The organism is Microcoleus sp. B13-B6 (genome assembly GCF_036705405.1).
Lineage (GTDB): Bacteria > Cyanobacteriota > Cyanobacteriia > Cyanobacteriales > Microcoleaceae > Microcoleus.
Map to the genome: position 1 here is coordinate 53,618 of NZ_JAUBUJ010000022.1, position 25,595 is coordinate 79,212.

Consider the following 25,595-nt stretch of genomic DNA (forward strand, 5'->3'; position numbering starts at 1 on the left):
GTGCTGGGTAAGCTTGTCAGTCCTCTAGCAGTTTAGCGCGAGATGTTTTAGTTGAGTTGTGGCTGATAATTATGTTTTAATATTAAGACTGATTATCTCGATCTAATATGAGCTTATCATCTCGGAGAACCTTCAATCAACAGCTAGGACAATTTTTGCTGAGCGCTGCTGTTCCTCCTGCTGTTCTCAAACTGAGCCAAACTGAATCCTCGGAGCCAGCTTTATTAGAAACTAATCTTAACAATTTGCTGGCTCAAGCAGACCCAGAAATAGAATTATTAGTCCCGACCTTTTTAGGTAACGACAAGCGTCGGTTCTACGGCAGAGGTGTTCCGAAAAGCTTGAAGTTAATCGACAAATTTCCACTCGGCAGCGGCCGGACTTTTCTGGGAAGGCGGTCTGTAGTTTGGAGCGGTGCCGGTTGGACAGGACAGCCGACAATTACCAGAGACGGGGGAAAAACTTATTTAATTATAGGTGCTTATGACCACAATTTGCGAAAAATAGATATTGCTACCAATAAAGAAGTTTGGCGCTATAAATTTGATGATATAATCAAAGGTTCATCAACGATTTATATCGATGAAAAAGCTAGCGCTGAAAACAGAATTGTAATTTTGCAAGGCAGCCGCAGTGGCGGTGGTGGCCAAAAAGTAGTGCCGAGTTTTAGGGCAATATCTTTTAGAACTGGCAAGGAACTTTGGAAATTGGACATCAGGAGAACGCCCAGCTACAGCCGGGATAATGACAGCAGCGCTTTGGACATCGGCGGTGGCGTTTTGTTCAATGCGGGGGAAAATGCGATCGGCTATTTTCTCGATAGTTCCACAAGCAATGCAAAAATCAAACAAGGCATCAAGCAGCCAAATATCTTGTCGGAAGTACAGCTTTATGCAGCAGCAGATATCAGCAAGCACCGCGGCAACTTGGTAGCCGAATCATCGCCATCGAGGCTCAAAGATAGAATATTTATAGCTGCTGGTTCCGGTCATATTTACGGTATTAGCATTGAAACGAAAAAGATAGTTTGGGATTTCTATACTGGTTCAGATTTGGACGGAAGTGCTGTAATTTCTAAATCAGGGAAACTGTTTTGTGCCATTGAAAAACAATACATTCAGGGCAACGGCGGAGTGCTGAAGCTGAATCCAAACAAGGAACCGAATGCCAGCGTCGAATGGTTTTTGCCTACTGGGAATCGCCGACTTTCTAGCTGGGAAGGCGGGATAATTGGCTCGGTGGCGTTGAATGACGAGTACAATTCAGGGGAGTTTCCGGCGCTGTTTGCCACAAATGCGATCGACGGCAATTTGTACATCGGTTCCCAAGATATGATGACAGGTAAAAAAATTTTTGTGCCTTGGCGAAACCAGTCTTACGATACTCCGGTAATAGTATTTAAAAAAGCGATTGGTTCTTCAATTTCGACTCCGATTTTTACCGATGGCAATAAACTGATCAGTGCGGGATACAACGGTGTTTATTTGTTCAATTTGAATTGGGAACGAGCGAAGTCGGGGGATCAAAATGCTTTGAAAAATGCCAAAGGGGAGTTTTACCGTTTGAAAGTAATAGAATCGGGGAGATTTAAGCCGGGTTTGTCATTTGAGGCGACACCTGTAGTTTGGGACGGAATTGTGAGGATTTGCGCGAGAGATGGCTGGATGTATACTTTGGGTTAGTTATTGGTATTTTGTACCTCTATCGGGAACAGGCAAGATGCCTGTTCCACAATAAGTAGACTCTTTTGTGGAACAGGCATCTTGCCTGTTCCTAAAAGGGTGTTGAAATCCGCGGTGGGCTTGGGATTGTCGCTGAATGCTGAGAATGTCGATCGAACTGAAGGAGAAGACTACGAACAAGCGTTTGGGCGGCGGTTCAAGAAACAGGTGAGACAGTGAAAAGCGCTTTTTATCGGTATAAAGTGCGAATTCATGTATTGGACGATCGCCCGATCGCAAAATGTTTCCCCTTCCCTCACCCTACACCAGCGGCAGCTAGAGTAGCGAATTGAAAAAAAATCGGTTTATTTTCCCTCCGGGCCCTCTCTCAGGCTTCGTCGCACCAGGCCCACCAGTCGATCGAATTTTCGGCGTGTTTTCGCTTTTGCTGGCTAAGCTTGTCATATTATGTCCGATCGATTACCCCTAATACCGTAGGGGCGGGTTCACAAACCATACCTGCCAATAATTGACAACCTCAAAAACCCGCCCCTTGTATCTTAAAAGAGTGAGACGGTAGGGGGCAGGGCCGTTTCATTCTCTTGTAGGGGCAATCCCCCCGTGGTTGCCCCAATCCCGTGACTGCCCCAATCCCGTGGCTGCCCCAATCCTGTGGTTGCCCCAATCCCGTGGCTGCCCCAATCCCACCAAATGCCTAACAAATCCTGGATGGGTGGGGTAGGCATTCTTGGCACAACCCGTACAAAAAGCTGGTTTTCCCTAGGGGCAATCCGACCCCTACTCCCCGTGGTTGCCCCGAAACAGCCCTGACGGTAGAGGCGTTCCGAAAACTATGTCCCTGAAAGTCGAGTCGTCCCTTTAGTCGGCCAAAGTTCCGGCGTCACAGATAATAACGAGCACCGAAACCATTGGTCTCTAAATTGAGATGTTGCACCATGATCGATAAGCCTGTTTTGGGCGGAATCTCCTGCCCAACCCCCACTCCCCACAAGAAAACTCATTCTTTGTGGAACGGGCCCCAGAGCCGGTTCTTGGTAATGGTGCAACATATAAGTCTAAAAGGCGCTGGTTGCTGAATCCGAAAGCGAGAATCGACGCACCGAATATGATCCAAGATTTTGTCCTGAGTTATAGCCCACATTCCGCAGCTTCCACTGTCACCATCGCTTTTTACCTATTTTTACCCACCAATCAAGCTCTCACTTAAACTTCTCTACCGTACATTCACGGATAAAAAACTTTTTAAGGGCATAATTTACAGCTTGAAAATAGTTTTATCAGTAATTATGCTGTGTTACACCCCAGTTTAGGAATCTGAGTTATAGCTTTTTGAAAGACAGAACATTCAGGACTCAAATCCGGGTAGCAGCACCCCTATTATTTGATGCACGCCATAGGAAATAGCGAGCTAGAAGCCATCAATTTAGGCATTTTGCCTAAATCAAATCAGCTTATTCTCAATCTTCATCGAATCTTTATCAAAACTACTTGCATTAACTTGTGCTTTGCTTTAGATTGAATATGTGAAGGGAAAAAACCTACTTGCAGTCAACTTAAAAATAAAGGTGTTAACCATGAAATCCCAATTAAACTTAGTCAAATCTATTTTAGCTGTTGCCGGTATCGCCGCTGTTAGTGCAGTCTCTGCAGCACCGGCTTCCGCCATCGGCTTGGCACCTGCCTCTGCCTTCAGCTTTGCTAATATCGTGGGTGGGGATACGCCAGGAGATGCCTATGCAAATAGCTTTTCATTTGACGTAATTGACCAGGGTTCATCAGTTCTTTTTAATATCTTCAACTCTGGAAATGCCGCAGCCTCTGAGATGTTTATCAGTAAAGTTTTCTTTGATGATAATAACTTTCTGTCGGGTGTGGCTAACATTTATAACAATAGTAACGTAGCTTTTACTGGGGGTGCTAGTAACGATCAGTTGCCTCAAGGTGGTAATGGCTTCACCACAGACTATGCCTTCTCACGTAACACTGGTGCTGGTAATAGATGGGGTATCCAAGGTGGCGAAATGTTGGGATTGAGCTTTACTGGAAATTATGCTAACGTAGTTTCCGCGTTGACTAACGGTTCCTTAAAATTAGGTTTGCACGTTCAAGCCTTACCAGGTGGTGCAAGCGATTCTTACATCAGCAGCACTAGCAACACTGAAGCTACTCCTGAACCTTTAACAATGCTTGCTGCTGGAGCCGCTGTTGGCTTTGGTGCTATGTTCAAAAAGCAACGCGCTCAAGCTCAAAAAGGTGAATAGGCGATCGTTTGAACTGGTTTTCGATTCTGGCTTGATGCCAAACTGATTATTTTATGTTCGGGCTAAAAACCTGGTTTCTTGGTGAAACCAGGTTTCTTAGTATCTGATAGCGCGCCACCGTGACAACCCCAGACTTTGAAGCCGAAATCAGAGCATCTTATATTTGTAAAAACACTTCTTCTGGCTCCTTCCTTCTTCCTCTTTCCTCCTGGCTGCTGCCTCAAATTGCTAGGTTGGCTGCTTTCATTGAGAGGCTGCCGTCAAATCGCCCCTAGACAGCGCATTTAAGAACTACCGTAAGGCTGTTTCTGAAGCATTTCCGATATATAGCAATCCTTGCAGGAGTCGTAAATTTTTTACCCCACCCAAACCCTCCCCAAACCCCAGGGCTGTTTCGGGGCAACCACGGGGAGTAGGGGTCGGATTGCCCCTACGGAAAACCAGGGTTTTGTAGGGGCGGTGCCAAGAGTGCCCGCCCCCACCCACAGATGATTTCATGGGCATTTCAGGCATCGGGGCTCTTCACGAGGGTTGGCCCCTACAAGAAAATGAAACAGCCCTGCCCCGAAGCCGCTCTGAGGAAGAAATTCACAAATGATTTAGGATTGCTATAAAGACACCCTCGATTCTTGAAAAGCAAATAATCACCATTGAGCATGGCTCGAACTCTAACTCGCTCAGCCGTATTTACTCGAACCTCAGTGTCACACCATGCACGGAGCCAATTGCGCCTACTCTCAAGAAATCCAAACCTCATTCAGGCTACTTATTTTTAATTTTTGTTGATTAACTCCCTTTTTAGTCTTTGCTTACAGGGGCTAAGTAAGCAAGCGCTAGGCATCCAACCAATCATTTCGAGTACCAGTCTTTTCACCAGGTGTCCTAATCCTGAGCTATGCGTTGCCTCTAAGTCTCATCATTCATCAAATTCCAGAGTGTCTACTAACCTCATCTCAAAGATTTACAGCCCTTAAAATCCCCCAAGTCCTTTCCGTAGGAGGGATTCAAGCTACTAAGTTGTCTAAATCCCGTACTATTTTTATGATATGATCTAAAAATTAGTCTGGACTGTTTTTAGTTCGTAGTCTGAAACCCTCGATTTTCCGTGGGTACTTTGATGGCCAAATCGCCTTGCCACCCTTATTCTACGGTTGACAATCAAAAACAGTCCGCAGTATGGCTCTAATCAATCAACTAATAACTAATATCTAAAATGTTCAAGAGAAAACTTTTTTGGCTCATCATTATCGCCACAGCTTTAGTAACTCTGAATATGACACTCCTGTGGAAAATGGACGATGTTGCTCATTTTTGGATGAGTATAGTTTTTTGGTCCGCTGTGGGTTCCCTACTGTGGGACAAGCAGGATATTCTCAAACAGAGTGAGGGAAAAAATGACGTATTATCGATTGTCGCTGGGACAATATTAATAGCTTTTATTTTATTTAAAAGTGCTCTGGTTTCCAGTAAATTCGATCCTTTTTTAAGACTGGCACCTTTTTTGTCTGGTTTAGGTTTGAGCTTAATTGCGGTAGGCTTTCAGAACTTAAAACTATATTGGCGTGAATTGGTAATACTATTTTTTCATGGCACCCCCAGTGTCATTACGTTACCTTTAGTGGATTTTGTTACCTCGCTTACTGCTAAATTTGCTTATTATTCTTTGTGGTATGTCGGTTTTAATGCAACACGTGAGGGTAATTATGTTGCTTTACCGACAGGAAGGGTGTTGGTAAATGGGGGTTGTTCGGGTATAGAGGCAATGAATTACTTATTAGGTTTAGCTGTAGTTTGTTTGGTGATGTTTCCTACTAAACAAAATAAGGCTTTGGTAATAGGTGTCGCTGTCCTTTTTGGTTTTATTATTAATGTTTTTCGAGTGGCGGGAATGGCATTGTTAGTTGCATCTAATCGCCTAGATTTGTTTAAATATTGGCATGAGGGTGAAGGTTCTTTAGTCGTGGGAATGATTGCAGTGATTTTGTTTGGGATATTTTATCAATTTATGTTGAAACGAGATAGCCAACTTAGTCAAAGTTCGGGAAATTAATTAGTTGCAATTTGAGGTAATATATCGGTTCTTCGATTTCCCCTCCCATAGTCAGGAGTCTTACTCAAATGTCCGGGTGTTGAAATCCGCCAATGTCACTACCTGTCGTTTAACGCCGTCTATATCTATCATAAAAAGGATGTCAGGAATTATAGGAAACTTGTTATGCCGACAAATGAAAGTCAAATAAGTCAAGTTTACGGTTCAGAGGATGCTCAGGGTATTTTACAGCTTGCGATCGCGCGGCGACAGGATGAAGGGGAATTATCGAGAGTGCAGCTTTTCGAGATTGCAGCGGAATTGGGCATTTCCGAACAGGATATTGTAGCTGCGGAACAGCAATGGTTAGCAACTAGAGGAGAAGTTCAAGAAAAGCTGGTTTTTAACTCTTACCGTCGTCGCAACTTGCAGAAAAATGTGACCAAGTACGGTATTATCAATACTTTTTTAGTTTTGTTTAATCTAGCAGGTTCGCACGAGCTTTCTTGGTCACTTTTCATTTTACTAACCTGGGGATTGGGATTGTCGCTGAATGCTTGGAATGTTTATCAAACTGAAGGGGAAGATTACGAACAAGCATTTCAGCGGTGGCGTTTGAAGAAACAGGTGGGAGAGTCGATTGGTACTGCGACGAATAAGTTTATGAAGTGGTTACAGTCGTGATTTTCTATGGTAAAAAACGCGATCGCCCTTTCTTTTACTTGACACTGGTGAAGTAATTCGGATTTTAACTCGTTACTGGAAAGAATAATTGTTAAGGTTTTTTCTTGAACCTCTCCCCAAGAGCGATCGCCCTTTATTGAGTTATACAATCAAGGACACTGCAATGCCATGTCCCTACAAATATCCCTCTTTGAGTCCCTCCCGCCAGTCTATCGCATTCTCTCCTCGCGAAAAACCTAACTTTCCTGGGGCAACTTTCCCTTAGTCGCATCTTCAACCACAGGATGAATTAAAGCAGATCGGAAACCTTGCCGAATTTCCGAACTCAAATACCTGCGCTGCAAAACCTGCCATTTTTGCCAAGCTGCGTAGCGATTTTCGGCCAACAAACCAGCCAACTTCGGCAACTCTTTTTTCAGATCGCGATCGACAAAATCTGTCAAAAACTCGCCTAAAACTTCACTGTCTTGAATATCGCCCAAACATTCCTGAATAGCTTTCACATCTTCGACATAAACTTCGTAAGTCTCGCTGTAAAAATTCCCAAACAGATTCATCAAATAGCGAACCCGCTTAGCTTGCTTCCGCAAATCGTGCAGAATAGTTCCCTCCGCTGCTAACTTCTCTTCGACAGCCTCAGCATTTAAATCATCAGCAACTTTAACTTTGCCATCTTCATATTTTGTACCCAGCAACCAAGCCGGATGTAGGAAAAACTCGCTGACTTGAGGTAACAGTAAATCGGGCAAAACCTCAGCAATTGGCAAATGTTCGATCGCCCGAAACTTCGGTTTTTCCAGCCAATCCTCGATCGACTGCTTCAGCGATTCGTAGCTTTTGTGCTCTAAAATCTCCCTCACCCCTTTCAAAGCCCGGTGGCGCTGTTTGAGCAAATTCGACAAAGCCTTATCCAAAACTTCCTGTTCCTGGGCCGGCAAATTCGGGTAATAGCGGTTTTGGAGACTTTCGAGCATCACATCCAAATCCCTGAGCGTTCCCAGAATCCGCCCCACCTTACCAATTTTACGTTCAGAAGCCTCTTTTGGCCAATCTATAACCGGAGCAAAACCAGTCACAGCCGATCGCAAACGTCTCAATCCCACGCGCATTTGATGAAGTTCTTCCGCGTCTTTGTCTTTGATAACTTCAGCCTCGTGCGCTACACTTTTGCGGAAATATTTCTCAATCGCCCCAGATGCAGCGTCTCCGAGTGTTTTAACTGGAGTTTTAACTTTTGCTGATGTTTTTACGTTCATGGCAGGTGTAGACTCCACTTTCCTGATTGATTTTAATTTTGATTTCAAAGCTTTGCTAATAAGGGGTTATATCCTAGCACACACTTTTAATTTAGGAAGCGCAGCCACAATAAATCTTAATATAAAGTGCTTGACCATTTCTACAAAATCAGCATTTAGGAATCTTCAATCTCCAATCTTCAATCTCCAATCTTCAATCTCCAATCTTCAATCTTCAATCTTCAATCTCCAATCTTCAATCTTCAATCTTCAATCTCCAATCTCCAATCTCCAATCTTCAATCTTCAATCTTCAATCTTCAATCTAAAATCTAAAATCGAATTACCCTCCCTCGCCCTTGAGCTAATAAAAATCGGATTTCTGGCGCGCTTTCCCAAATAGGTTAAGATCGCTGCAAACCGATGTTTATTCGCCAAAGGGTGAGAGAGGGTGCGATCGGGAGGACAAGTTTTAAATTAAATCAAACCCGCCCAGGCTGCCCGACTTCAAAGAGGCAGTTTAGCCTTTCCAGTCTTTCTCAGATTGCTCGAGCACGTAGGTTGCTACATCCTCGATTTGTTCGGGCTTCAAGCGGCCGGCGAAAGCAGGCATAGCATTTTTGCCCTTAGTTACCTGAGTGGTAATAGCTTCGAGAGAATTCATACCGTACTTCTCAAGAGCAGTCTTTTTCAAGGTTTTCATGGCCATAACCACGTTGCCGCCACCGATGTGACAAGCAGCACAGTTCGAGCTAAAGATTTTAGCTCCTTTAACCGCATCACCTGCCAAAGCAGGGCGACCAAAGCCGACGGTAAAAATTGCGAACGCTAATAGGGCGATCGATAAGAGTCTTTTCAACGCAGTTCTCCTCTAATGGACACGCAAGGGGTGATTCTTTAGATATTTTACCTGGTGAAATACCTAGCACTGACCTTTTTTACAGTGTAGGCTTCGTGTCTCGTTTGCCGTTGCTCTGTTGGGTATCTCATTACAGAGATTCGTCACTGAAGACGATCCGAGTCTTACACAGCATTTCTGGGCTTTTACACCCTTTATCCCTTCGTAGGGAACCCACGCAGAAGCCCTGTTTCCCAAGGCAAAAACTATTTTCGTACAACAAACTTGGATTGTATTTTATGGTGGGACGTGCCTTACCAACCAGCGGTCTGTTCTTTCCCCCTTTCTCTCGCAGTTGTCCTTGGCCAAGCATATTACTGCTACTGTAGCCTGTTGTTTGCAGTCGAGTGGGTGGGTCGCAACCACTTATATCTTACACATTTTTTTGCTAGAGAAACAGTAAATTGTCGCTCTTTTTCATAGACGTTGCTTTGCTTATATCCCGACGCCCAATTGAGTACAATTACAGCGTGGGACTTACGCCAAATTAGTTAAAACAGGCGCGATCGCGCAGTCGTATCGCCTTCTTTCGAGTAATTTACCACTTTTTGGCAGTAGCAGTTCAACTCTCAAAATTCTCCACGCCCCAGCCCGGAGCTTTCTGAGCAGCCCGGATCACAAAAGCCGCTAAATTTTCAATCTCAGCCTGTGGCATCCAGCTTTCCGGCACTTGGCGGCACCAAAAAGTCTCCTCAGTACCGTCATAAGTCATCGGTTCTCTCAGATACGCCACCAGACTATTGATATTGTTGCGGGGAGGGGTTGCCCCCTTGAGGTCAGCCAAAGACAGAGATATCGTCGGATCGGGCAAATTAGCTCCTCCGACGTGACAATTCAGGCAATTTTGCTCGAACAATACCTTGCCCGCAGACAAATCAAACGCCGAAAACAAGCGAGTATGTCCCTCAGAGTCCAACTCCAGAGCCACAGGTTCGCTGGCTTGTAAATACCTATTCACATAAGAATCGGCAGCAGCCAAAACAGGTTGAGGAGCCAACAGCACGAGTGGCAAAATAATTAACATCCCCAACAGAAAGCAGACAAAAGCACCACGACGCAGCATGAGGGACTACAACCTTTTGCGATAATCAATGAGCAGGAGGTAAATTTTAGATTTCAGATTTTAGAGCGAAAAACGACCAGCCAGCAATCCTTGCCGAACTTCAGCCCTCTCCCAATCCAAAATCCAAAATCTAAAATCTAAAATCTAAAATCGATTAGCGAGCGCCTTTGCCACCAGCCCACTGCTTGGAGACAATTTTTGGCTGCAACAGAATGTGACCGGCAATCGCGTACAAATCGTCATCCGAGAGATTTCTCATCTCAGCGAAAATATCCGCACTCTTCATGCTCGGATGCAGTTCCGAAATTTCCTCAAACCCGTCATAAGTGGTGGGATTTTTCATAAAGTCCACCAGCGACTCAATATTATTCCGGGGCGGGTTGGCCAAAGCCAGAGTTTCCGGGCTCAAATTCACGTTCGGGTCAGTTTTGGTCATGCCCGCAGCGTGACATTGAGCGCAAGCCGAATTGAACAGGCGTTTGCCTTGCTCAACTTGTTTGAGGCTCAGCACCACTGGAGTACCCTTGTCATTCAAAGGCAGAGTGCGAAGTTCAGGACTCAGTTCGATAGCCATCGCACTGCTGACAAATAACTGAAAGCTCAAGAATACAGCGGTCAGAGCAATGAAATATCTTTTAAGCATGGTTCTCCTTAAAAAAATCCGGCAAATTATTGAACGCTAAGAGATCATACCTGGCAAACAGATTTGTGTTCAAAATTCCCTGAGTCTGCAACAACTGGCGAAAGTTTGTGCAGCCATACCTTTAAAGGTAGAGGAATTTTGCGATCTAATCTGCAAGAAGTTTTGAGTCGCGCCTTTTTTCGAGAGTGGACATAATTGCCTTAACATCCTCCAAAGCCAAACGGGTTTGAGGGTGCTTGTAGGCAATTTCCAACTCGTCGCACAAGCGGATCACTTCTTCAACAGGGACGTTGAAGTCCTCTGCTATTTCTGCGATGGACAGGTCTGCAAAACCCATAATTTTTAGGTCGCTGACAGGTCAAAATTGAGTTGACGGCTATTAACTGAAAACCGGACAATTTTAGAAAGCGCTGTTAGCTTGTTCTGTTAGTTTGTTCTGTTAGTTTGTTCGATCGCAAGCTAACTAACCGCTAACTGCGACTAGGCATTTTTGCCCAGCCTAACTTCAGGGCCAATCAACTTCCGATCAATATCATCCCACTGCTGGGTCGTTATTACCAATAGGAGTTGCGCGGGCGGGACTCAAAACCCGGTGTCTGGGTCAATATCTGGCTACCAAACTCAATATTTTTCCTCGAAACCGGGTTTTGAGCCATTCCTCAGAAATTTTTCGTCTCTCCCCCGGACTCACCAACAGACAATCCTCCGGCGCAGCAGCTTAGGGAGAAAGTTTGAAAGCGTGAGTCTGCGGGGACACAGCGTGGCTATCGCTGCCATTGAGGGCGGGAAATTCCGAGTCTGCCAAGAAAGGCTGTTGCTGGTGGAGGCTGATGAGCTGACCGAGAGTTTTCTTTAATTGAGTCCGGGGTACAATCAAGTCTACAAAACCGTGGGCGAAGGAGTATTCGGAAGTTTGATAATTTTCCGGCAGCTTTTCCCGCAGAGTTTGTTCGATTACCCGGCCGCCCGTAAAGGCCACAGTAGCTTTTGGCTCTGCAATTATAATGTCTCCCAGCATGGCAAAACTGGCGGTGACGCCACCGGTGGTCGGGTGGGTCAAAATCGGGATGTAAAGCAGTCTCGCTTCCCGGTGGCGTTCCAGAGCCCCGGAAATTTTAGCCATTTGCATCAAGCTGAGCATTCCTTCTTGCATTCTTGCACCACCGGAAGCGCAGACAATGATCGCGGACAAGCGTTCCCGCGTGGCGTGTTCGATGAGGCGAGTTAGCTTTTCTCCGACTACTGAGCCCATGCTGCCGCCGATGAACTGAAATTCCATGACTCCGAGGGCGACTGGCAAATTTTCTAGTTTGCCGATGCCTGTTTCTACGGCGTCTAGGTGGCCTGTTTTTTCTTGAAATTCTCGGAGTCGATCGCTATATTTTTTTCGATCGCGAAATTTCAGGGGATCGGTGGCGTGCAGTCCTTCGTTAAGGGGCATCCAGGTATTGGGATCGATCAATTGCTCGATGCGATCGTCACTGTAAACTCTGATATGATGCCCGCATTCCAAGCAAACCATTTGATTTGCTCGCAGGTCTTTGGTATAACTCAGGGCATCGCAAGCTTCGCATTTATTCCAAAGTCCGTCCGCAATTTCTCGTTCCGGCCGTTCTTGGGAGTTCGGTACTGATTTTCGTCGATTTGCAAACCAATCAAATAGAGACATTAAAACTTGGTATTTGTTAACTGTTGACTGTTGACTGTTGACTGTTGACTGTTGACTGTTGACTGTTGACTGTTGACTGTTGACTGTTGGCTGTTGTTATTTGTGAGTTGTTAGCTGCTACCAATAACTAATAACTAATAACTAATAACCAATAACCCATAACAACAGACTTGACTACTGACTATTGTCCTCTTCAACTGGACTGATGAGGAGCCATGCTGTTCGCTGGTGTTGTGGAAGAACTTGCAGGGCTGTAGCACTCCCAGCCCCGAAATAAGATGCTATGCCCAAGTCTACAATCCGGGCCGGGATTTCATGAGCAGCTAGGAGCTGCTGCATTAATTCCGCTTCCCAACGAAAGCTAGTAGTTGTAAGTGTAATCCAAGACACGGAACAATTTTACCAATTTTTGAGACAATATTATGTTCGATCGCGCCTGACTACGGGCACATCAGAAACTAAAATTCGGGAAAAACAACTGCCAGTAACTAGATAAGATCGCTTCGCCCCACAGAGCAGTAATTGCTGTACCTAGAGCCAGAAACGGGCCGAAAGGCATGGGTTGACGCCGATCGAGCAACCCGATAGCGATCGCCCCACCACCAACAAAAGCCCCGGCGACACAAGCAATAAATCCCGCTAGCAGCAAGTATTTCCAGCCCAGCCAAGCTCCCATCAAGGCGGCTAATTTGGTATCTCCGGCGCCCATAGCATTCTGCCCCAGCCCGATCGTCCCGGCAAGTCCGATCGCGTCAAACAGCCACAACCCGACAACTGATCCGGCGATCCCATCGAGTACCAGATAGTTTACCGAGTCGATCAAACTAAATGTCGGCCACAAACCTTTCGCCATTTGGAAAACCAATCCGAGCACCAAACCCGATCGAGTTAAAGAATTAGGCAAAGTCATTGTATCGCAATCAATCAAAGACAAAGCCAACAGCCAGCTAAACAAAGCCCAAAAACCAAGAGTTTGGACTGTTACGCCAAACCGCCAGAAGATTAGCAAAAACAGCAAACCCGTAGCTGCTTCCACCAGTGGATAGCGGGCCGAAATCCGACTGTGGCAGTGATTGCAGCGTCCCCGCAGCCACAGCCAACCGAAAACGGGTATATTTTCGTAATTTCTGAGTTGATTTAAACATTTGGGACAGCGAGAAGGAGGGTGGATCACCGACAAACCCGCAGGCAACCGATAGACTACCACATTTAGAAAGCTGCCAATAGCCGCTCCGAAAATAAAGACGATCGCCATGACAAGGGAATTAAAGATTATTTCCATTAAGTTGACTGTTCACTGTTGACTGTTGACTGTTCACTGTTGACTGTTCACTGTTGACCGAAAGCATCCAGGATACAAGCCCCCGGATTCGTCCGTCCAGAAATAAAAAACCTGTATCCGATAAAGGAGCCCCCGAATTTATCCGTGGGGTCAATCTTCAATTCTTTAATCTAAAATCTAAAATCTAAAATCTAAAATCGATTGACTGTGGTTATTTATTAATTGTTAGATTGTGTTCGGTCAATTACCCATAAGGTTTGTAGTAAGGACTTTAGTCAAAAGTCAAATTCTTAGGACTAAAGTTCTCACTACAAACCTATTTTTTGACACTCGATCGAGCCAACATAAATATTAGTTGTCAATGCCCCATGCCCCATGCCCAATGCCCCATGCCCCATGCCCCATGCCCAATGCCCAATTACTAATTAATACATTTGAGATTCAATTTCGTCAAAAGTAACAAAACGTTCACCGGGCAATAAAATCGGCTGCGAAGCAAAAATTAACTGACCTCGATCGCTTCCTTGACTGACAACTACACCCGCCGGACGCTGCATCTGCTCGGAATGCACTTTCAGATACATACCATAGGCCGATCGAGCAGCTCGGATCAAATCGGGAGCTAGCAACCGGTGACTTTCGGAAGTTTCTATCGTGGGTTCTGGGTTTGGCTGGTATGGAGTCACTGGAAACTTATCATAATGGTATAAAGTCGAGCTATTGGTGTTGCCTCTACATTGATAGAACTTACCCTATTTTTTAAGAATAAACTTAGGTGGAAATTATTAATAGATTAACCTACAATCCTCCCTTGGCTGCGATCGAACTGCGGCTGCGATCGCTCCTTTCCGCTCAACTGTACGCTGCTGCGTGGGTAGATCCGTCCCCCGCAACGCTAATGGGGGTTTTCGATCACCTGCGAACTCTGCGCTACATCCTCCACGACTACGTGCCCAGGCCCGTGTCCGAATCTCCGCCCAACCCAGGCGAGGTGCGCTACCAGTGGCAAACAGGCACTTTGCTGTTCACGGATTTGGCAGGGTTTACCTCGCTGTTGGAAGCGAACGCGACCCAGGGGCGCAAGGGAGCTGAAAGCCTGCTGGGCGTGATTAACGACTATTTTGCCTCGATGATTGAAATTGTCAGCAAATCGGGCGGGGATTTGCTGGAGTTTACCGGAGATGCGATGCTGGTGCAGTTTCCGTCAGGGGTTTACCAAGAGGATACAGCCAGGGCGGTGCGGGCTGGTTTGCGGATGCAGCGGGCGATGGCTGAATTTGCCAATATTGAAACGGCGCGGGGTGTTTTGTCTTTGAGGATGCGGGTGGGCATCCACTGCGGCCGCTATATTAGTGCTGACATCGGTACGCCGCTGCGGATGGCTCACGTACTGCTGGGGCATTCTGTCCAGCAAGCCAAGCAAGCTGAGGGTTGTGGGACTGTGGGGCGGGTGTGTGTGACTGAAACTGCTAGAGAGTCTGTGGGAGAGCAATTTCGTTTTGAACCGGGCAAACCGGGTTATTTTTTGGTGGCGGACGATTTCACGGACGATCGACTCGGAGAGTATGATATCACTTTGACTCGGCGGCGGATGCCGAGTTCGGTATTGCTCGATCGCAGCGTTGCGGGCTTGGTAAAAGAAATCGGGCAAGCTGTGAATCGGCTTGAACCCCTTGCTAGTTATATTCCCAAAACTATCCTGAGACTGCTGGTGGAAAATGCAGACAGGCGCAAAATTCCGCCGGATTTTCCTGAACCGACGGTGATGTTTGTCAACTTGATAGGTTTACCGGAGTCTGTGGAGAAAGCTTCGCCGGAGGAAGAAGTCAATCTGGTAGTGAGTTTTTCTCGGGTGTTTGCGTCGATCGATGCTGTAGTCTCAGCTAAAGGAGGCGTGTTGCAAAAAGTAACGGCGCACTTAGATGGTTCGGATATGCTGATTTATTTTGGCGTGCCCGACGCTCACACGGATGACGCCAGCCGCGCGGCTAGTGCGGCGATTGCCATCCGAGATATCATTTCAGGTTTGCCACCAGTAATTATCGGCGGTGAAGAGGTGGGAGTAAGCTGTCAAATTGGGCTATCCCTGGGGCCGGTATTTGCTGCTGAGGTTGGGGAACCGCGAGGGCGCAGGGAGTTTAATATCCTCGGCGATACGGTGAATACGGCGGCTCGGTTGATGAGCAAGGCGGGGGAAAACCAAATTTTGATTGCTGAAAGGGTGTTTGAGTCGATCGAGCTAAACTTCATTTGCGAGGCTTTGGGAGCTGTTTCTCTGAAGGGGAAATCTGCTCAAACTCCGATTTTTGCTTTGCAAGGTGCAAAAGGGGAGAAGGGAAAAGGGGGCGTTTAAATAACTTTGCTGGGCAATAGTTGTACAGGTTTTATGGTTCACAAAGGCAAGTACAGCACAACCATTTTCCACTGTGACTACTAAATGTTATTTTTATAATTTTTTACGATACTTCACAATAAAAACCGCCAGTTCGTCAGATCAGTTCCGGTTGCATCGGAATGATTTAACCGCAGAGAACGCAGAGAACGCAGAGGGAGATCAGAGAGAGATGAATAATTCCGATGAGGGGCGGAATTAATAAGCTGTTGTGCATCTAATTTGATAGTCAATTTTTCTACAATTATTGTGGAACGGGCATCCTGCCCGTATCGGGATTCAATTTAAATGCGTAGCAGCTTATCACTCGCAGAGACTAAACTCCGATCGATACTTCACCGTTCCGCTGCAATCCTGCAAAGCTCCACTTTCTAACTCCAATACCATAAACGCTTCATCGGGCACATCATATTCACATTTTAAGGTCTTTCTACTAGCAGGAATGAACCCAAAACGCGGATAAAAATCTGGATGACCAAGCACAACTACTGCTTGAAATCCCGATCGTCCGCACTCTTTTAAACCTTCCCGAATCAGCAGCGTTCCGATACCTTGCCGCTGATAGTTGGGTAGAACTGCGACTGGCGCTAACCCCTGAATCAACACATTCCTAGAACATTTTCCTTCGACGACAACCGGACTGAAGAAAATGTGTCCGACAATGCGATCGGATTCTACCGCAACGAAGGAAAATGTAGATGCAATTCCCCGCAATCGAGCGACTAAGTTAGCCTCATTTTCTCGCCCGAATGCCGCAATATTAATGTTGCGAACAGCTTCTACCTCTTCTGGCTTTTCGGTACGGATATCCATAGCTTAGATTAATGGTTGTGCGGCCGCTCTGGCGGACAAATTACTACAGAAATTGTTTCTATCTTTCGATAGCGATCTCAATCAAATTATAGCGCCCCTGAAGCCTTTTTCCTCTTTTTGAGTTATATATTTTTGGCAACCCATTATACAACGACTTGCAGATAAATGCCAAATCGTCGCCAAAGTCGATCGATCGCTTCCAATCTTAACCCCCGGACAGTCTCCTTTATCGTCACAGCGTTTTAATGCAATTAAAGCGCTCCACTGGTTATGCTGATTCTAAATGAGTAACCGGAATTTGTTCGGTTCTTTCAGGCAATCTCGCTCCAGTTGCAACGGCATGAACCGCATGAAGAATATCGGCTGAATAGTATCGATTGCCGCAGTTATCGCAAACACCGATGGTCACATCTTCAAGAATGACAAATCCATTTTTATGTTTGAATGCCTCGCGCTTGACAGTGCGGGGTTGAACGGTTCCTTCGCAATACTCACATCTGTATTTATACATACGATTAGCCATTAAGTTGAGTGACTTCATAAACCGTGATGATTAGATAACGTCCGTTACTAGCGAAACGTCCAACCACTCCAACAGGTGTTTGTCGATCCAGTGCAGTCCCCACTACTACATATTTTGTACCTCTGGGGTCGTCTTTTTCAACCCGGATAATCTGACCCAAAGCATCCAGGATACCCGCCACGTGATTCATTCCGAAAGCAGACTCAGAACCCAGAAATAAAAAACCTGTATCCGATGAAACTTGCCCCCCGAATTTATCCGTGGGGTCAATGCTTCAATTCTTTAATCTAAAATCTAAAATCTAAAATCTAAAATCGCTTGACCGCTCAGAACCGCCTCTTCTACATCCAGGATAGTCAGCAAGTCCTCAGCCATTTCTTCCATTGCGTGGGCTGACATATCGTACTGGCGGAGGCGAATTTTCTCTCTGATACGGTCAATATCGTTGCGAGGCACTGGCTGATTAATGTTACATCCAGGCAATCATAGCAAGTTATTGTTCAAAAATCTATCATTTTCAATTCCTTAAATATCTGGTTTTACTTCCTTCGACCCGACTTACTAACTACTCTTATTGCGGTACAAGCTGACCGGAAGACAATCGCTTAATGCCCTCCATCGCTGTAGTTTCTCCGGCTTTGTCGCCGCCCTCGCGGGCAATTTTTAAAGCTCCCTCGTAGGATTCGAGAGCTTTAGGATATTGACCAAGACTTTCATGAATTGCGCCCATATTGTTGAGCAAGCGTCCGATGCTTGTCTTGTCACCGATAGATTCTAACATCGGTATTGCTTGCTGAAAATAGATCAGCGCTTGAGTATCTTTGCCTAGTTTGCGGGAGGTAAGTGCCATGTTGTTGAGGAGGCGGCCGACGCCAGCCCGGTCTCCGATTTCCCGGCGAATTGCTAAAGCTTGGTGATAAAATTCCATCGCTCTATTAAAGTCGCCGATGTTGTAGTAGACGCCGCCCATGTTATTGAGGGTACGGCCTAAATCGCGCCGATCGCCGGCGGCCGTGCGAATCGTCCGCGCTTGCTGGTAAAATTCGATCGCCTTGGCGTAATTGACCTGTTCTGCGTACACGGCCGCGATGTTGTGGAGGGATTCTCCAATTTCAATTTGGTCGTCGGTAGTTTTGGCAAGTTCCAAAGCTTGTTGGTGCAGTTTCATCGCTTCGGAAAAATTGTCCCCAATCCGGTTGACGAAACCTATGAGATTGAGAGTGCGCGCGGTACGACGCCCTCCGCTGATTTCTCGGTGAATGACTAAAGCTTGCTGCAGAACTTCCAAAGCTTTGGGCCTCAAACCCATTTCGCCATAAACTTCCCCCATATTGTTGAGGGTTTCTCCGATTCCCGCTTGGTCGCCTAGTTGCTTGCGAATTGCCAAAACTTGCTCAAAACTCTGAATTGCTTCTCGAAACAAACCCTCGCGGTGCTGTTTTACTCCTGTTTCAAAGAGTTCGTCTGCTTGCGTTTTGGGGTCAGTTGCCTGAGCGAGATCGATCGCTTGGGCGAGCCTCGCAGTTATAATTGGGGCATAAGCCCGGGCGTCTGAAATTGCCAGCAAGCTGAGTGCGGGCGATAACACCATACTTATAGCTGCGAGATAGCTGAAGTGATAAGAGCGGCAGTGCACCGATCGAGTCCTCCAATAGCTAAGTGATAACTATTAAGATAGAGCTTTTTGGGGTGTTCCTGCCAAATTTTTTCTCAATCTCTAGGTTCAGATGCCTGTTTCAAAAAAGAAGGCAACTGTAGACCCGTGCTTCAAACCCATACACAATCAGTCATTCCCAATTCTTCAATCCAAAATCTAAAATCTAAAATCTAAAATCCCATGACTGGGTTTTTGTCTTGCCAGACTGCCATAATCAGCGGCATATTGTTGAGAGCGGATATGACAGCAAAGTTTTTGCTGGGTGGAAGCGATGCTTTTTCAGGGCTTTGCAAGATGATGTCCTGTTGGTCAACCGTGATCCAAGCAATTCCTGACAAAACTTGAATTTCTCGATGAGTTTGAGGCAATCTGTATACCTCGTTTTCCATCAGAATAATGCGATCTGGCGCTGCACATTCGGAAGATATTTGAAGCATAGCATCTCCTACTTGGTAATTGGTAATTGCTAATTGGTAATTGCTAATTGGTAATTGCTAATCGAGGACTGTATTTCACTTCATTTCCACGCAACCCACACACTACTATTGGCAATAACGCCGATCGAGCCAAGCGCGCATTTCATCATCCGTCGCCACGCAGGTAGAACGACCAGTTGCCCGATCGCAACCGTGCCACCAAGTGTTACCATAGCGATCGCACGTCTGCCAAATTCTCAGTTCGTCCTCACTAGAAATGAGGTAGAGCAAAAACTGCCCAATTTTTTTTATAGCTGAAAAGAGAGATAGCCCTTTATGTTTTTCGGATGGTTTAGCTCGATCGGCTATCAAAAAAAACATCATTATTCGGGGGTTTATCCGACTGTTGTAAGTAGACATAGCCAACACCTTAAAGTGATAACTCCTACAAAGATTGCACCAAAAAAATTACAAAAAATAGCTTTTAGCTGCAATAACGTCATCGCAATTACAGCACAATATGGTTATCGTGCAAGTCCTGTAAAAGTCTATCTGTTACCTGATAAATTAACCTTAACTCTAGGGCAATTGACAATCAAAGCATTGCTTGCATAGGTTGTATGAATAAAATCGATATATCGAAGCCCTTGTGACAATTTGGGTACTACTGGCACAAACGCTATGAACGAAATCAATACGCGGCGGATGAAACTCTCTCAGATTCAAGCTTTGATAGCTGTAGCAGACTGTGAAAACTTTAGCGAGGCGGCTTTGCAATTGGAACTGTCCCAATCCGCCGTCAGCCACGCCATCGCCTCTTTAGAAACAGAATTAGGAGTGCAACTGTTCCACCGGGGGCGACACGGTGCTCAACTGACGCCGGTGGGGGAAAGGGTAGTGAGTCACGGGCGTCAAATAGCCTGCGCCTTAGAAATGATGGTCAAAGAAGCGGATTTAGAAAAAGGTTTGCAGGGAGGCCAGGTACGGATAGTTACTTTTCGGAGTGTCGCAACTCATATCCTACCGGGTATTATTGCTAAATTTCGCAGTTGCTTTCCCAAAATTACGGTCAGCATTGCCGAAGTTTATTATACCCAAGCTGTGGAAGAGGCTTTGCGATCGGGCAAAGCAGACATCGGTTTTGTCTCTCTTCCCATCTCGGATGAATTTGAAACTAGAGAAATTTTGCGGGATAAATATGTTGTGTTGCTGCCACCAACTGCCAAATTGTCAAGTGCTAAGATTACCTGGAAAGAATTAGCGGCTTATCCGTTGATTTTGCAGCCGGTGGAAAATGCTTGTTCTGTACCGCTGCGAAAATATTTGACAACTTCGGGGTTTCCCTTAAATATCGCTTACGAACTCAGCGAAGATTCAACTATTGTCAGTATGGTGATGCAAGGTTTGGGTGCAGCAATTCTGCCGCGTTTGGCTGCGGAACCGATACCTCTTTCGGTGAAAGTTTGCAGTTTACCTGCGGATTTTGAGAGGGTAATTGGGGTGGCTGTTTTGAGGGATGGGTTGTTGATTCCGGCCGTGTTTGCGTTTTTGGATTTAGTTAAAAGTGCCGCAGACGTTGATAGTGAGGGTGAGTTTCCGATTAATCCTTCATGATAAACTTAAGTCAGTTGTTATTGGTTATTGGTCAGATTGGGATTTTGTGACCGCAGATATCAGCAGATGAACACAGATGGGATTTTATCTGAGTTCATCTGCGGTAAAAAAAATGGCCTAAAATAGTACGATCGCTGATTGCCTATTTCATGCGCTTTGCAACAAGACTAGAACTGTCGCCTTGGTGGAATTTGATTCGACCATCTACCGAGTTTTTATCCTTTAATTTGAGCCAACCGCTACCAGATGCAGCATCGTTCTCGTCATTACCGTCCCATGTAAACTCAAATCGCTGATCCTTTCCATCTTTTACGACTTCGCCGTCAATTTCACCTGATACTAAACCGAATTGAAATTCTCCTGAACCTGCTTCATCAATCTCGATATAGGCTTCAACTTCCATGTCCAAATAATCACTATCCCACATTGCCATCTCTGTGATCCGCCATGTACCGCTATATTCCATTGCTTTCATCCTCCACTTGTATTACAGATTTTCTCCTAATGACGACAACATAGCTGAGTCGCATTCCCCTTACACAATTCAAAATTATTCCCCGTATCTCTGCCGCAAAATAAATTCCGCTAACGCCATGTCAACGGGTGTTGTGACTTTCAAATTCGTCTCTTCTCCCTCCACAATTTGCACTGGTAAACCGCATTTTTCAAACAAAGCCGCATCGTCGGTAACTTCCCAACCTTTTTGTCGCCCTTCTTCGTGACACTGCTTTAACAATTTCACTTCAAATCCTTGGGGAGTCTGGGCAGCCCACAAATTGCTTCTGTCTGGGGTGTCTCGCACGATCCGACGCTCATCTACGACCTTAATCGTATCCTTGACCGGGACGGCGACAATCAAGCCCGGACAGGTCAAGAGGGCCTCTGCCGATCGATCGAACAATTCAGCAGTTGCCAAACACCTCGCGCCGTCGTGAATCAACACTCGATCGGCATTGGGCGGCAAAGCTTGCAAACCGTTGTAAACTGACTCTTGCCTGGTGGCGCCTCCTTGAATCAGTTCCACGGGCATAACCAAAGATAAATCGCTCAGAATTGCTTGAAAATCAGGAAAATCGTCTGGCTGGCCCATGATGCCAATCCAGCTAATGTGCTGCGAAGCTTCAGCCGCAGCCAAAGTCCAACTCAGCAAAGGTTTAGAGAGCAAAGTCAGCAGCAGTTTGTTCCGCTGACTCCCCATCCGTCGCCCCGAACCCGCTGCAGGAATTAATAAGTGCATTTACTAACCGTTTTTAACCCAACTAGATATATATAATAAGAGCGTCCTGTACTTTTGAGTCAGTTGTTTAGCTGTCAGCCAGTAGATTTTAAGGTCTAGAAATACTATAAGCTGATAGTTGAGAGCCGATCTCTGAGAGCTACCTCGATCAATAATAGCCCGATCGTTTATGATGCGAATACTAGCACTTGTCCCTGGCGGGATTGGCGACCAAATTTTATTTTTCCCCACTCTTGATGACCTCAAGCAGTCTTATCCCGACGCGCAAATTGATGTCATCGTGGAACCGAGGGCAAAGGGTGCTTACCGAGTCTGCAAGTCGGTCAAAGAAGTCTTGACGTACAATTTCAAAGACCGCAACGCTATGGCAGATTTGGGCAATTTACTGGGCGTAATTCGCGATCGCGAATACGAAGCAGTTATTTCCCTCGGCCAGCGGTGGACTGTAGGGCTGCTGCTGTGGCTGACCGGCATTCCGCAGAGAGTTGGCTATTCGGGAACCAACGGCGCTCGATTTCTCACTGCTGCTGTACCGCTGAAAACTGAACAGTACGCCGCTTCAATGTACCATGATTTGCTGCAAGGATTTAACATTACAAATCCTTGTCCGCCACTGGCAATTAATGTACCAAAACAGGACATTCAGTGGGCGGAAGCCGAACAGCAGCGGTTGGGCGTAAAAGAAAGCGGCTACATTCTAATTCACGGCGGTTCGAGTCAATTAGCTGTGTCTAAAGGTATTGACAAAATTTACCCTACAGACAACTGGAAGCAAATAATTGAAGATTGTCAGCAGCGGCAGCCGAATTTGCCTGTTGTTGTTGTGAAAGGTCCAGAAGATGCAGACTTCGTGACAAAGTTAGTCGAGTCATGTCCGAATGTAAAAGTTATCTCGCCGGATGATGTCGGCAAGTTGGCTGCCACTATTGCTGCTGCTAATTTGATGATATGTACTGACAGTGCGCCGATGCACTTAGCTGTGGCGGTTCAAACTTATACAATAGCTTTGTTCGGCCCGACTGAACCGGCGAAATTGTTGCCAAAGAGCGATCGATTTTTGGGCATTAAATCTCCTACTGGCAAAATGGCAGACATCTCTCCTCAAGATGTTTTGAAGAAGGTTTGGGGCGGCTAAAAACTAGGATATCTAAGTCAGGACACGGCAGTGCCGTGTCCCCTACAATTTAGCTGCTTTCCAGGCCCGGCCGGGGGACGAGGAAAGAAGTCGGGAAGCTAAAACTCGATGTTAGTCTTCCAAATCATCCATCATCTGCTGCAATTCCTTCTTCTTTTGCTTGGCAAACTCAATGCTGCCCAAACTTGTCAACAATCCGCCCGAAGCAGTGAGAGTAGCCTCTGAGATTTTCTCACAAAATAGAAGTCCGATCCCTCCGAAAGTAACCATTGCCGATGCGGCGGTGACAAAAAGGGCAAGATTGTAGCTTTGGCGAACTTGCCGCAATGATTCTCGCAGCATTTCTTTCTTAATTTCGCTATAATCTTCATCGGGTTGCGAGTTTCCGAATAAGTTAAAATTCATAACTGTTTCCTCTCCTAAATACTGATAAGTTCTTGTTTCTACAATTACTCTACCGAAGCAAACAGCGAGAGTCTAGGGCAGGTAGGGCGAGTTTTAATTTGTGATCTGCCCTCATTTTTGGGGCAGATAGGGCAGGAGATTACAACCTATTTGCCCTAGACAGACAGAAGTATTTAAATATAGAATGTGAGTGCGATCGGAGTTACGGATGAATAATCATGAAATCTCGCTCCCGCTAGCCCCCATGCTGTTTCATTCCCCTGAAACCCGCCAGGAAATGAATTCCCTGGCTAATAGCAGAAGTCGGTTAAAACCGACTAAAATACTAATTTTCAGTCCTCTTAAGAGGACTTTCGCTATGAGACAGGGAATTCATTCCCTGTCGGACTGTCGGACTCTCCCGAAACCCGCCAGGGAATGAATTCCCTGGCTAATAGCAGAAGTCGGTTAAAACCGACTAAAATACTAATTTCCAGTCCTCTTAAGAGGACTTTAGCTATGAGACAGGGAATTCATTCCCTGTCGGACTGTAGGATTATCGAATTAACTGAAAAACCAATAACAATAGCTAACAAATTACTATGCGCGACTCCGATAAAGTTCAATCGAGTGCAAAGGGAAAAGAGTATCTCCGAGAACAAATTAAAGAAAAAGGTTTTACTCAAGAAAAACTTGCCCAACTCGCCAAAGTTTCCACCGACACGATTAAGCGCTTACTCGGTACAAAAGACTGCCCCAATGGCGTAGAAAGATGGCAAGTTACCAAGATAGCTGAAAAATTAGGCCTAGAACCAACAGACATAGTTGACCCAAAAGATTGGAATGCCGACAATTCGCTGCCGCCAGAGTTTGAATCACTTATAACAGAAAAAATTAAAACCTTTTGCGGCCGCCGATTTGTTTTTGATAATTTTCAGCAATTTATCACCGCAAATCCTCACGGTTATTTTACAATCATCGGGGATGCGGGAATGGGCAAAAGTTCCATTGTTGCCAAATACGTCTCGGAACATCAATCTCCCTGCTATTTCAATATTCTCGTCGAAGGCCGCAACAGACCAGAATTGTTTTTGAAGAGCATTCGCCAGCAATTAATTGACCGCTATCAATTGCCAAATTCAGAAAATGCCGATTTACCCACTTTACTGGCAAAGGTGGCGGGAAAACTCACTTTGGGCGAACGTTTGGTAATTGCGATTGATGCACTGGATGAAGTCGCACAAGAAGCGGGAGAAAATCTTTTACATTTACCGACTACTCTGCCAGATGGGGTTTATTTCTTGCTGACGAGGCGACCGCATAACCTCGGTCAAAAGAGGCTTTCTGTATCTCCGGGAGTTCCGGTAAAAGAGTTAGATTTAAGAGACAGCGAGTATGTTAATTTCAATCATGATGATATCAAAGAGTATATTCGGTATCTGCTCTCTACCGATTCTCAGTATAAAGATGAACTGAGAAAGTGGATTCAAATTCGTAGCATTACCGAGACAACTTTTGTCGAGCAAGTGGCAGACAAAAGCGAAAACAATTTTATGTATTTGCGGTATGTTTTGCCCGCAATTGCTAAGGGCGATTATAATGACTTGAGCTTAAAGCAATTGCCTGACGGGCTGCAAGAGTATTATCAAAACCATTGGGTACGGATGGGGATGGAAGCTAAGCCAGGGCAATTGATGGAGATTGTCTTGTATATTTTACTTGAGATTGCCACGCCGATTCCCTGCGAGATGATGGCTGGAATTGCCGAGGTGGATGAATGCGATGTGGCACAGGTTTTAGAAGATGAGTGGGTTGAGTATTTGAAAAAGCAGAATGTAGACGGAAAAATCTGCTACAGCATCTATCATGCGAGTTTCCTTGACTTTCTGAAAGCCCAACGAGAGATGGATTCAAAGCGTAAAATTTTTCAGGAAGTATATCAACGGATTGCTGAGAATTTAGAAAAAGGGATGGCGTGA

General features: G+C 45.6%; 30 protein-coding genes. 10 read left to right on the forward strand and 20 right to left on the reverse strand.

The features are described from left to right. Positions 1-107 precede the first annotated feature (107 nt). Both QUB35_RS12420 and QUB35_RS12425 read left to right on the forward strand, forming a co-directional pair. A complete protein-coding gene (locus QUB35_RS12420) occupies positions 108-1,682 on the forward strand; it encodes an outer membrane protein assembly factor BamB family protein (protein WP_333142194.1) in 1,575 nt (524 codons plus the stop codon). Between the two features lie 81 nt (positions 1,683-1,763). Next, a complete protein-coding gene (locus tag QUB35_RS12425; protein WP_333142195.1) occupies positions 1,764-1,901 on the forward strand; it encodes a hypothetical protein in 138 nt (45 codons plus the stop codon). On the opposite strand, the gene QUB35_RS39125 is transcribed toward QUB35_RS12425, so the two are convergent. Continuing rightward, a complete protein-coding gene (locus QUB35_RS39125; RefSeq protein WP_445252114.1) occupies positions 1,853-1,981 on the reverse strand; it encodes a hypothetical protein in 129 nt (42 codons plus the stop codon). The genes QUB35_RS12425 and QUB35_RS39125 overlap by 49 nt on opposite strands. A 1,275-nt stretch (positions 1,982-3,256) precedes the next feature. On the opposite strand from QUB35_RS39125, the gene QUB35_RS12430 reads away from it, so the two are divergent. From QUB35_RS12430 to QUB35_RS12440, 3 genes are all read left to right on the forward strand, one after another. Further along, positions 3,257-3,943 carry a PEP-CTERM sorting domain-containing protein gene (locus tag QUB35_RS12430; protein WP_333142196.1) on the forward strand — a complete coding sequence of 229 codons (687 nt, stop codon included), beginning with the start codon at positions 3,257-3,259 and terminating at the stop codon, positions 3,941-3,943. A gap of 1,213 nt (positions 3,944-5,156) precedes the next feature. Then, positions 5,157-5,993 (forward strand): cyanoexosortase A, encoded by an 837-nt coding sequence (gene crtA / locus QUB35_RS12435; RefSeq protein WP_333142197.1) that lies wholly within the window; start codon positions 5,157-5,159, stop codon positions 5,991-5,993. 165 nt (positions 5,994-6,158) lie between these two features. Next, a complete protein-coding gene (locus QUB35_RS12440) occupies positions 6,159-6,656 on the forward strand; it encodes a 2TM domain-containing protein (protein ID WP_333142198.1) in 498 nt (165 codons plus the stop codon). A 236-nt stretch (positions 6,657-6,892) separates the two neighbouring features. Here the strand turns inward: QUB35_RS12440 and QUB35_RS12445 are convergent, their stop codons facing one another. The 9 genes from QUB35_RS12445 to QUB35_RS12485 all read right to left on the reverse strand — a co-directional run bounded on the left by QUB35_RS12445 (position 6,893) and on the right by QUB35_RS12485 (position 14,131). Next, entirely contained in the window at positions 6,893-7,912 is a 1,020-nt protein-coding gene (locus QUB35_RS12445; protein WP_333142199.1) for a CHAD domain-containing protein, read from the reverse strand. A 498-nt stretch (positions 7,913-8,410) separates the two neighbouring features. Continuing rightward, complete coding sequence (gene petJ / locus QUB35_RS12450; protein WP_333142200.1) at positions 8,411-8,749, reverse strand: cytochrome c6 PetJ; 339 nt, start codon at positions 8,747-8,749, stop codon at positions 8,411-8,413. Positions 8,750-9,350: 601 nt separating this feature from the next. Beyond that, positions 9,351-9,851, reverse strand: coding sequence for a photosystem II cytochrome PsbV2 (gene psbV2 / locus QUB35_RS12455; RefSeq protein ID WP_333058458.1), 501 nt, complete (start codon positions 9,849-9,851; stop codon positions 9,351-9,353). A gap of 154 nt (positions 9,852-10,005) precedes the next feature. Beyond that, positions 10,006-10,494 (reverse strand): photosystem II cytochrome c-550, encoded by a 489-nt coding sequence (gene psbV / locus QUB35_RS12460; protein ID WP_333058459.1) that lies wholly within the window; start codon positions 10,492-10,494, stop codon positions 10,006-10,008. Positions 10,495-10,639: 145 nt separating this feature from the next. Continuing rightward, positions 10,640-10,831 carry a translation initiation factor IF-2 gene (locus QUB35_RS12465; protein ID WP_333058460.1) on the reverse strand — a complete coding sequence of 64 codons (192 nt, stop codon included), beginning with the start codon at positions 10,829-10,831 and terminating at the stop codon, positions 10,640-10,642. 381 nt (positions 10,832-11,212) lie between these two features. Beyond that, on the reverse strand, positions 11,213-12,163 hold the full coding sequence (accD, locus tag QUB35_RS12470) for an acetyl-CoA carboxylase, carboxyltransferase subunit beta (RefSeq protein WP_333142201.1): 951 nt from the start codon (positions 12,161-12,163) through the stop codon (positions 11,213-11,215). A 174-nt stretch (positions 12,164-12,337) separates the two neighbouring features. Further along, positions 12,338-12,553, reverse strand: a complete 216-nt coding sequence (locus tag QUB35_RS12475) for a hypothetical protein (protein ID WP_333102041.1) — start codon at positions 12,551-12,553, stop codon at positions 12,338-12,340. Positions 12,554-12,614: 61 nt separating this feature from the next. Continuing rightward, positions 12,615-13,445 (reverse strand): prepilin peptidase, encoded by an 831-nt coding sequence (locus QUB35_RS12480; RefSeq protein WP_333142202.1) that lies wholly within the window; start codon positions 13,443-13,445, stop codon positions 12,615-12,617. Positions 13,446-13,870: 425 nt separating this feature from the next. Further along, the gene (locus QUB35_RS12485) at positions 13,871-14,131 is read right to left on the reverse strand and encodes a hypothetical protein (protein WP_333142203.1); all 261 of its coding nucleotides are present in this window, start codon (positions 14,129-14,131) and stop codon (positions 13,871-13,873) included. Positions 14,132-14,220: 89 nt separating this feature from the next. On the opposite strand from QUB35_RS12485, the gene QUB35_RS12490 reads away from it, so the two are divergent. Beyond that, the gene (locus QUB35_RS12490; RefSeq protein ID WP_333142204.1) at positions 14,221-15,798 is read left to right on the forward strand and encodes an adenylate/guanylate cyclase domain-containing protein; all 1,578 of its coding nucleotides are present in this window, start codon (positions 14,221-14,223) and stop codon (positions 15,796-15,798) included. Positions 15,799-16,140: 342 nt separating this feature from the next. On the opposite strand, the gene QUB35_RS12495 is transcribed toward QUB35_RS12490, so the two are convergent. The 7 genes from QUB35_RS12495 to QUB35_RS12525 all read right to left on the reverse strand — a co-directional run bounded on the left by QUB35_RS12495 (position 16,141) and on the right by QUB35_RS12525 (position 19,666). Next, a complete protein-coding gene (locus QUB35_RS12495; RefSeq protein ID WP_333142205.1) occupies positions 16,141-16,650 on the reverse strand; it encodes an N-acetyltransferase in 510 nt (169 codons plus the stop codon). 268 nt (positions 16,651-16,918) lie between these two features. Then, a complete protein-coding gene (locus QUB35_RS12500; protein ID WP_333056915.1) occupies positions 16,919-17,161 on the reverse strand; it encodes a YgiT-type zinc finger protein in 243 nt (80 codons plus the stop codon). Positions 17,162-17,165: 4 nt separating this feature from the next. Beyond that, positions 17,166-17,363: a hypothetical protein gene (locus tag QUB35_RS12505; protein ID WP_333142206.1), complete on the reverse strand. Its 198-nt coding sequence runs from the start codon at positions 17,361-17,363 to the stop codon at positions 17,166-17,168. 104 nt (positions 17,364-17,467) lie between these two features. Then, positions 17,468-17,629 (reverse strand): hypothetical protein, encoded by a 162-nt coding sequence (locus QUB35_RS12510; RefSeq protein ID WP_333142207.1) that lies wholly within the window; start codon positions 17,627-17,629, stop codon positions 17,468-17,470. Positions 17,630-17,744: 115 nt separating this feature from the next. Beyond that, positions 17,745-18,809, reverse strand: a complete 1,065-nt coding sequence (locus QUB35_RS12515; protein WP_333142208.1) for a tetratricopeptide repeat protein — start codon at positions 18,807-18,809, stop codon at positions 17,745-17,747. 191 nt (positions 18,810-19,000) lie between these two features. Further along, complete coding sequence (locus QUB35_RS12520) at positions 19,001-19,267, reverse strand: hypothetical protein (protein ID WP_333102082.1); 267 nt, start codon at positions 19,265-19,267, stop codon at positions 19,001-19,003. Positions 19,268-19,372: 105 nt separating this feature from the next. Beyond that, complete coding sequence (locus QUB35_RS12525) at positions 19,373-19,666, reverse strand: hypothetical protein (protein ID WP_333142209.1); 294 nt, start codon at positions 19,664-19,666, stop codon at positions 19,373-19,375. Positions 19,667-19,681: 15 nt separating this feature from the next. Here QUB35_RS12525 and QUB35_RS12530 point away from each other — a divergent pair, with 15 nt between their 5' ends. Together QUB35_RS12530 and QUB35_RS12535 are read left to right on the forward strand one after the other, a co-directional pair. Then, positions 19,682-19,861 carry a hypothetical protein gene (locus QUB35_RS12530; RefSeq protein WP_333142210.1) on the forward strand — a complete coding sequence of 60 codons (180 nt, stop codon included), beginning with the start codon at positions 19,682-19,684 and terminating at the stop codon, positions 19,859-19,861. Positions 19,862-19,927: 66 nt separating this feature from the next. Next, positions 19,928-20,860 (forward strand): LysR family transcriptional regulator, encoded by a 933-nt coding sequence (locus QUB35_RS12535; protein WP_333142211.1) that lies wholly within the window; start codon positions 19,928-19,930, stop codon positions 20,858-20,860. Between the two features lie 142 nt (positions 20,861-21,002). Here the strand turns inward: QUB35_RS12535 and QUB35_RS12540 are convergent, their stop codons facing one another. Both QUB35_RS12540 and ispD read right to left on the reverse strand, forming a co-directional pair. Further along, entirely contained in the window at positions 21,003-21,326 is a 324-nt protein-coding gene (locus QUB35_RS12540) for a hypothetical protein (protein ID WP_333142212.1), read from the reverse strand. Between the two features lie 84 nt (positions 21,327-21,410). Beyond that, positions 21,411-22,097 (reverse strand): 2-C-methyl-D-erythritol 4-phosphate cytidylyltransferase, encoded by a 687-nt coding sequence (gene ispD, locus QUB35_RS12545; protein ID WP_333142213.1) that lies wholly within the window; start codon positions 22,095-22,097, stop codon positions 21,411-21,413. Positions 22,098-22,269: 172 nt separating this feature from the next. Here ispD and QUB35_RS12550 point away from each other — a divergent pair, with 172 nt between their 5' ends. Beyond that, positions 22,270-23,232, forward strand: coding sequence for a glycosyltransferase family 9 protein (locus QUB35_RS12550; RefSeq protein WP_333142227.1), 963 nt, complete (start codon positions 22,270-22,272; stop codon positions 23,230-23,232). 111 nt (positions 23,233-23,343) lie between these two features. Here QUB35_RS12550 and QUB35_RS12555 read toward each other — a convergent pair whose 3' ends face one another. After that, the gene (locus QUB35_RS12555) at positions 23,344-23,637 is read right to left on the reverse strand and encodes a TRADD-N-associated membrane domain-containing protein (protein ID WP_333142214.1); all 294 of its coding nucleotides are present in this window, start codon (positions 23,635-23,637) and stop codon (positions 23,344-23,346) included. Positions 23,638-24,218: 581 nt separating this feature from the next. On the opposite strand from QUB35_RS12555, the gene QUB35_RS12560 reads away from it, so the two are divergent. Continuing rightward, entirely contained in the window at positions 24,219-25,595 is a 1,377-nt protein-coding gene (locus tag QUB35_RS12560; RefSeq protein WP_333142215.1) for an AAA family ATPase, read from the forward strand.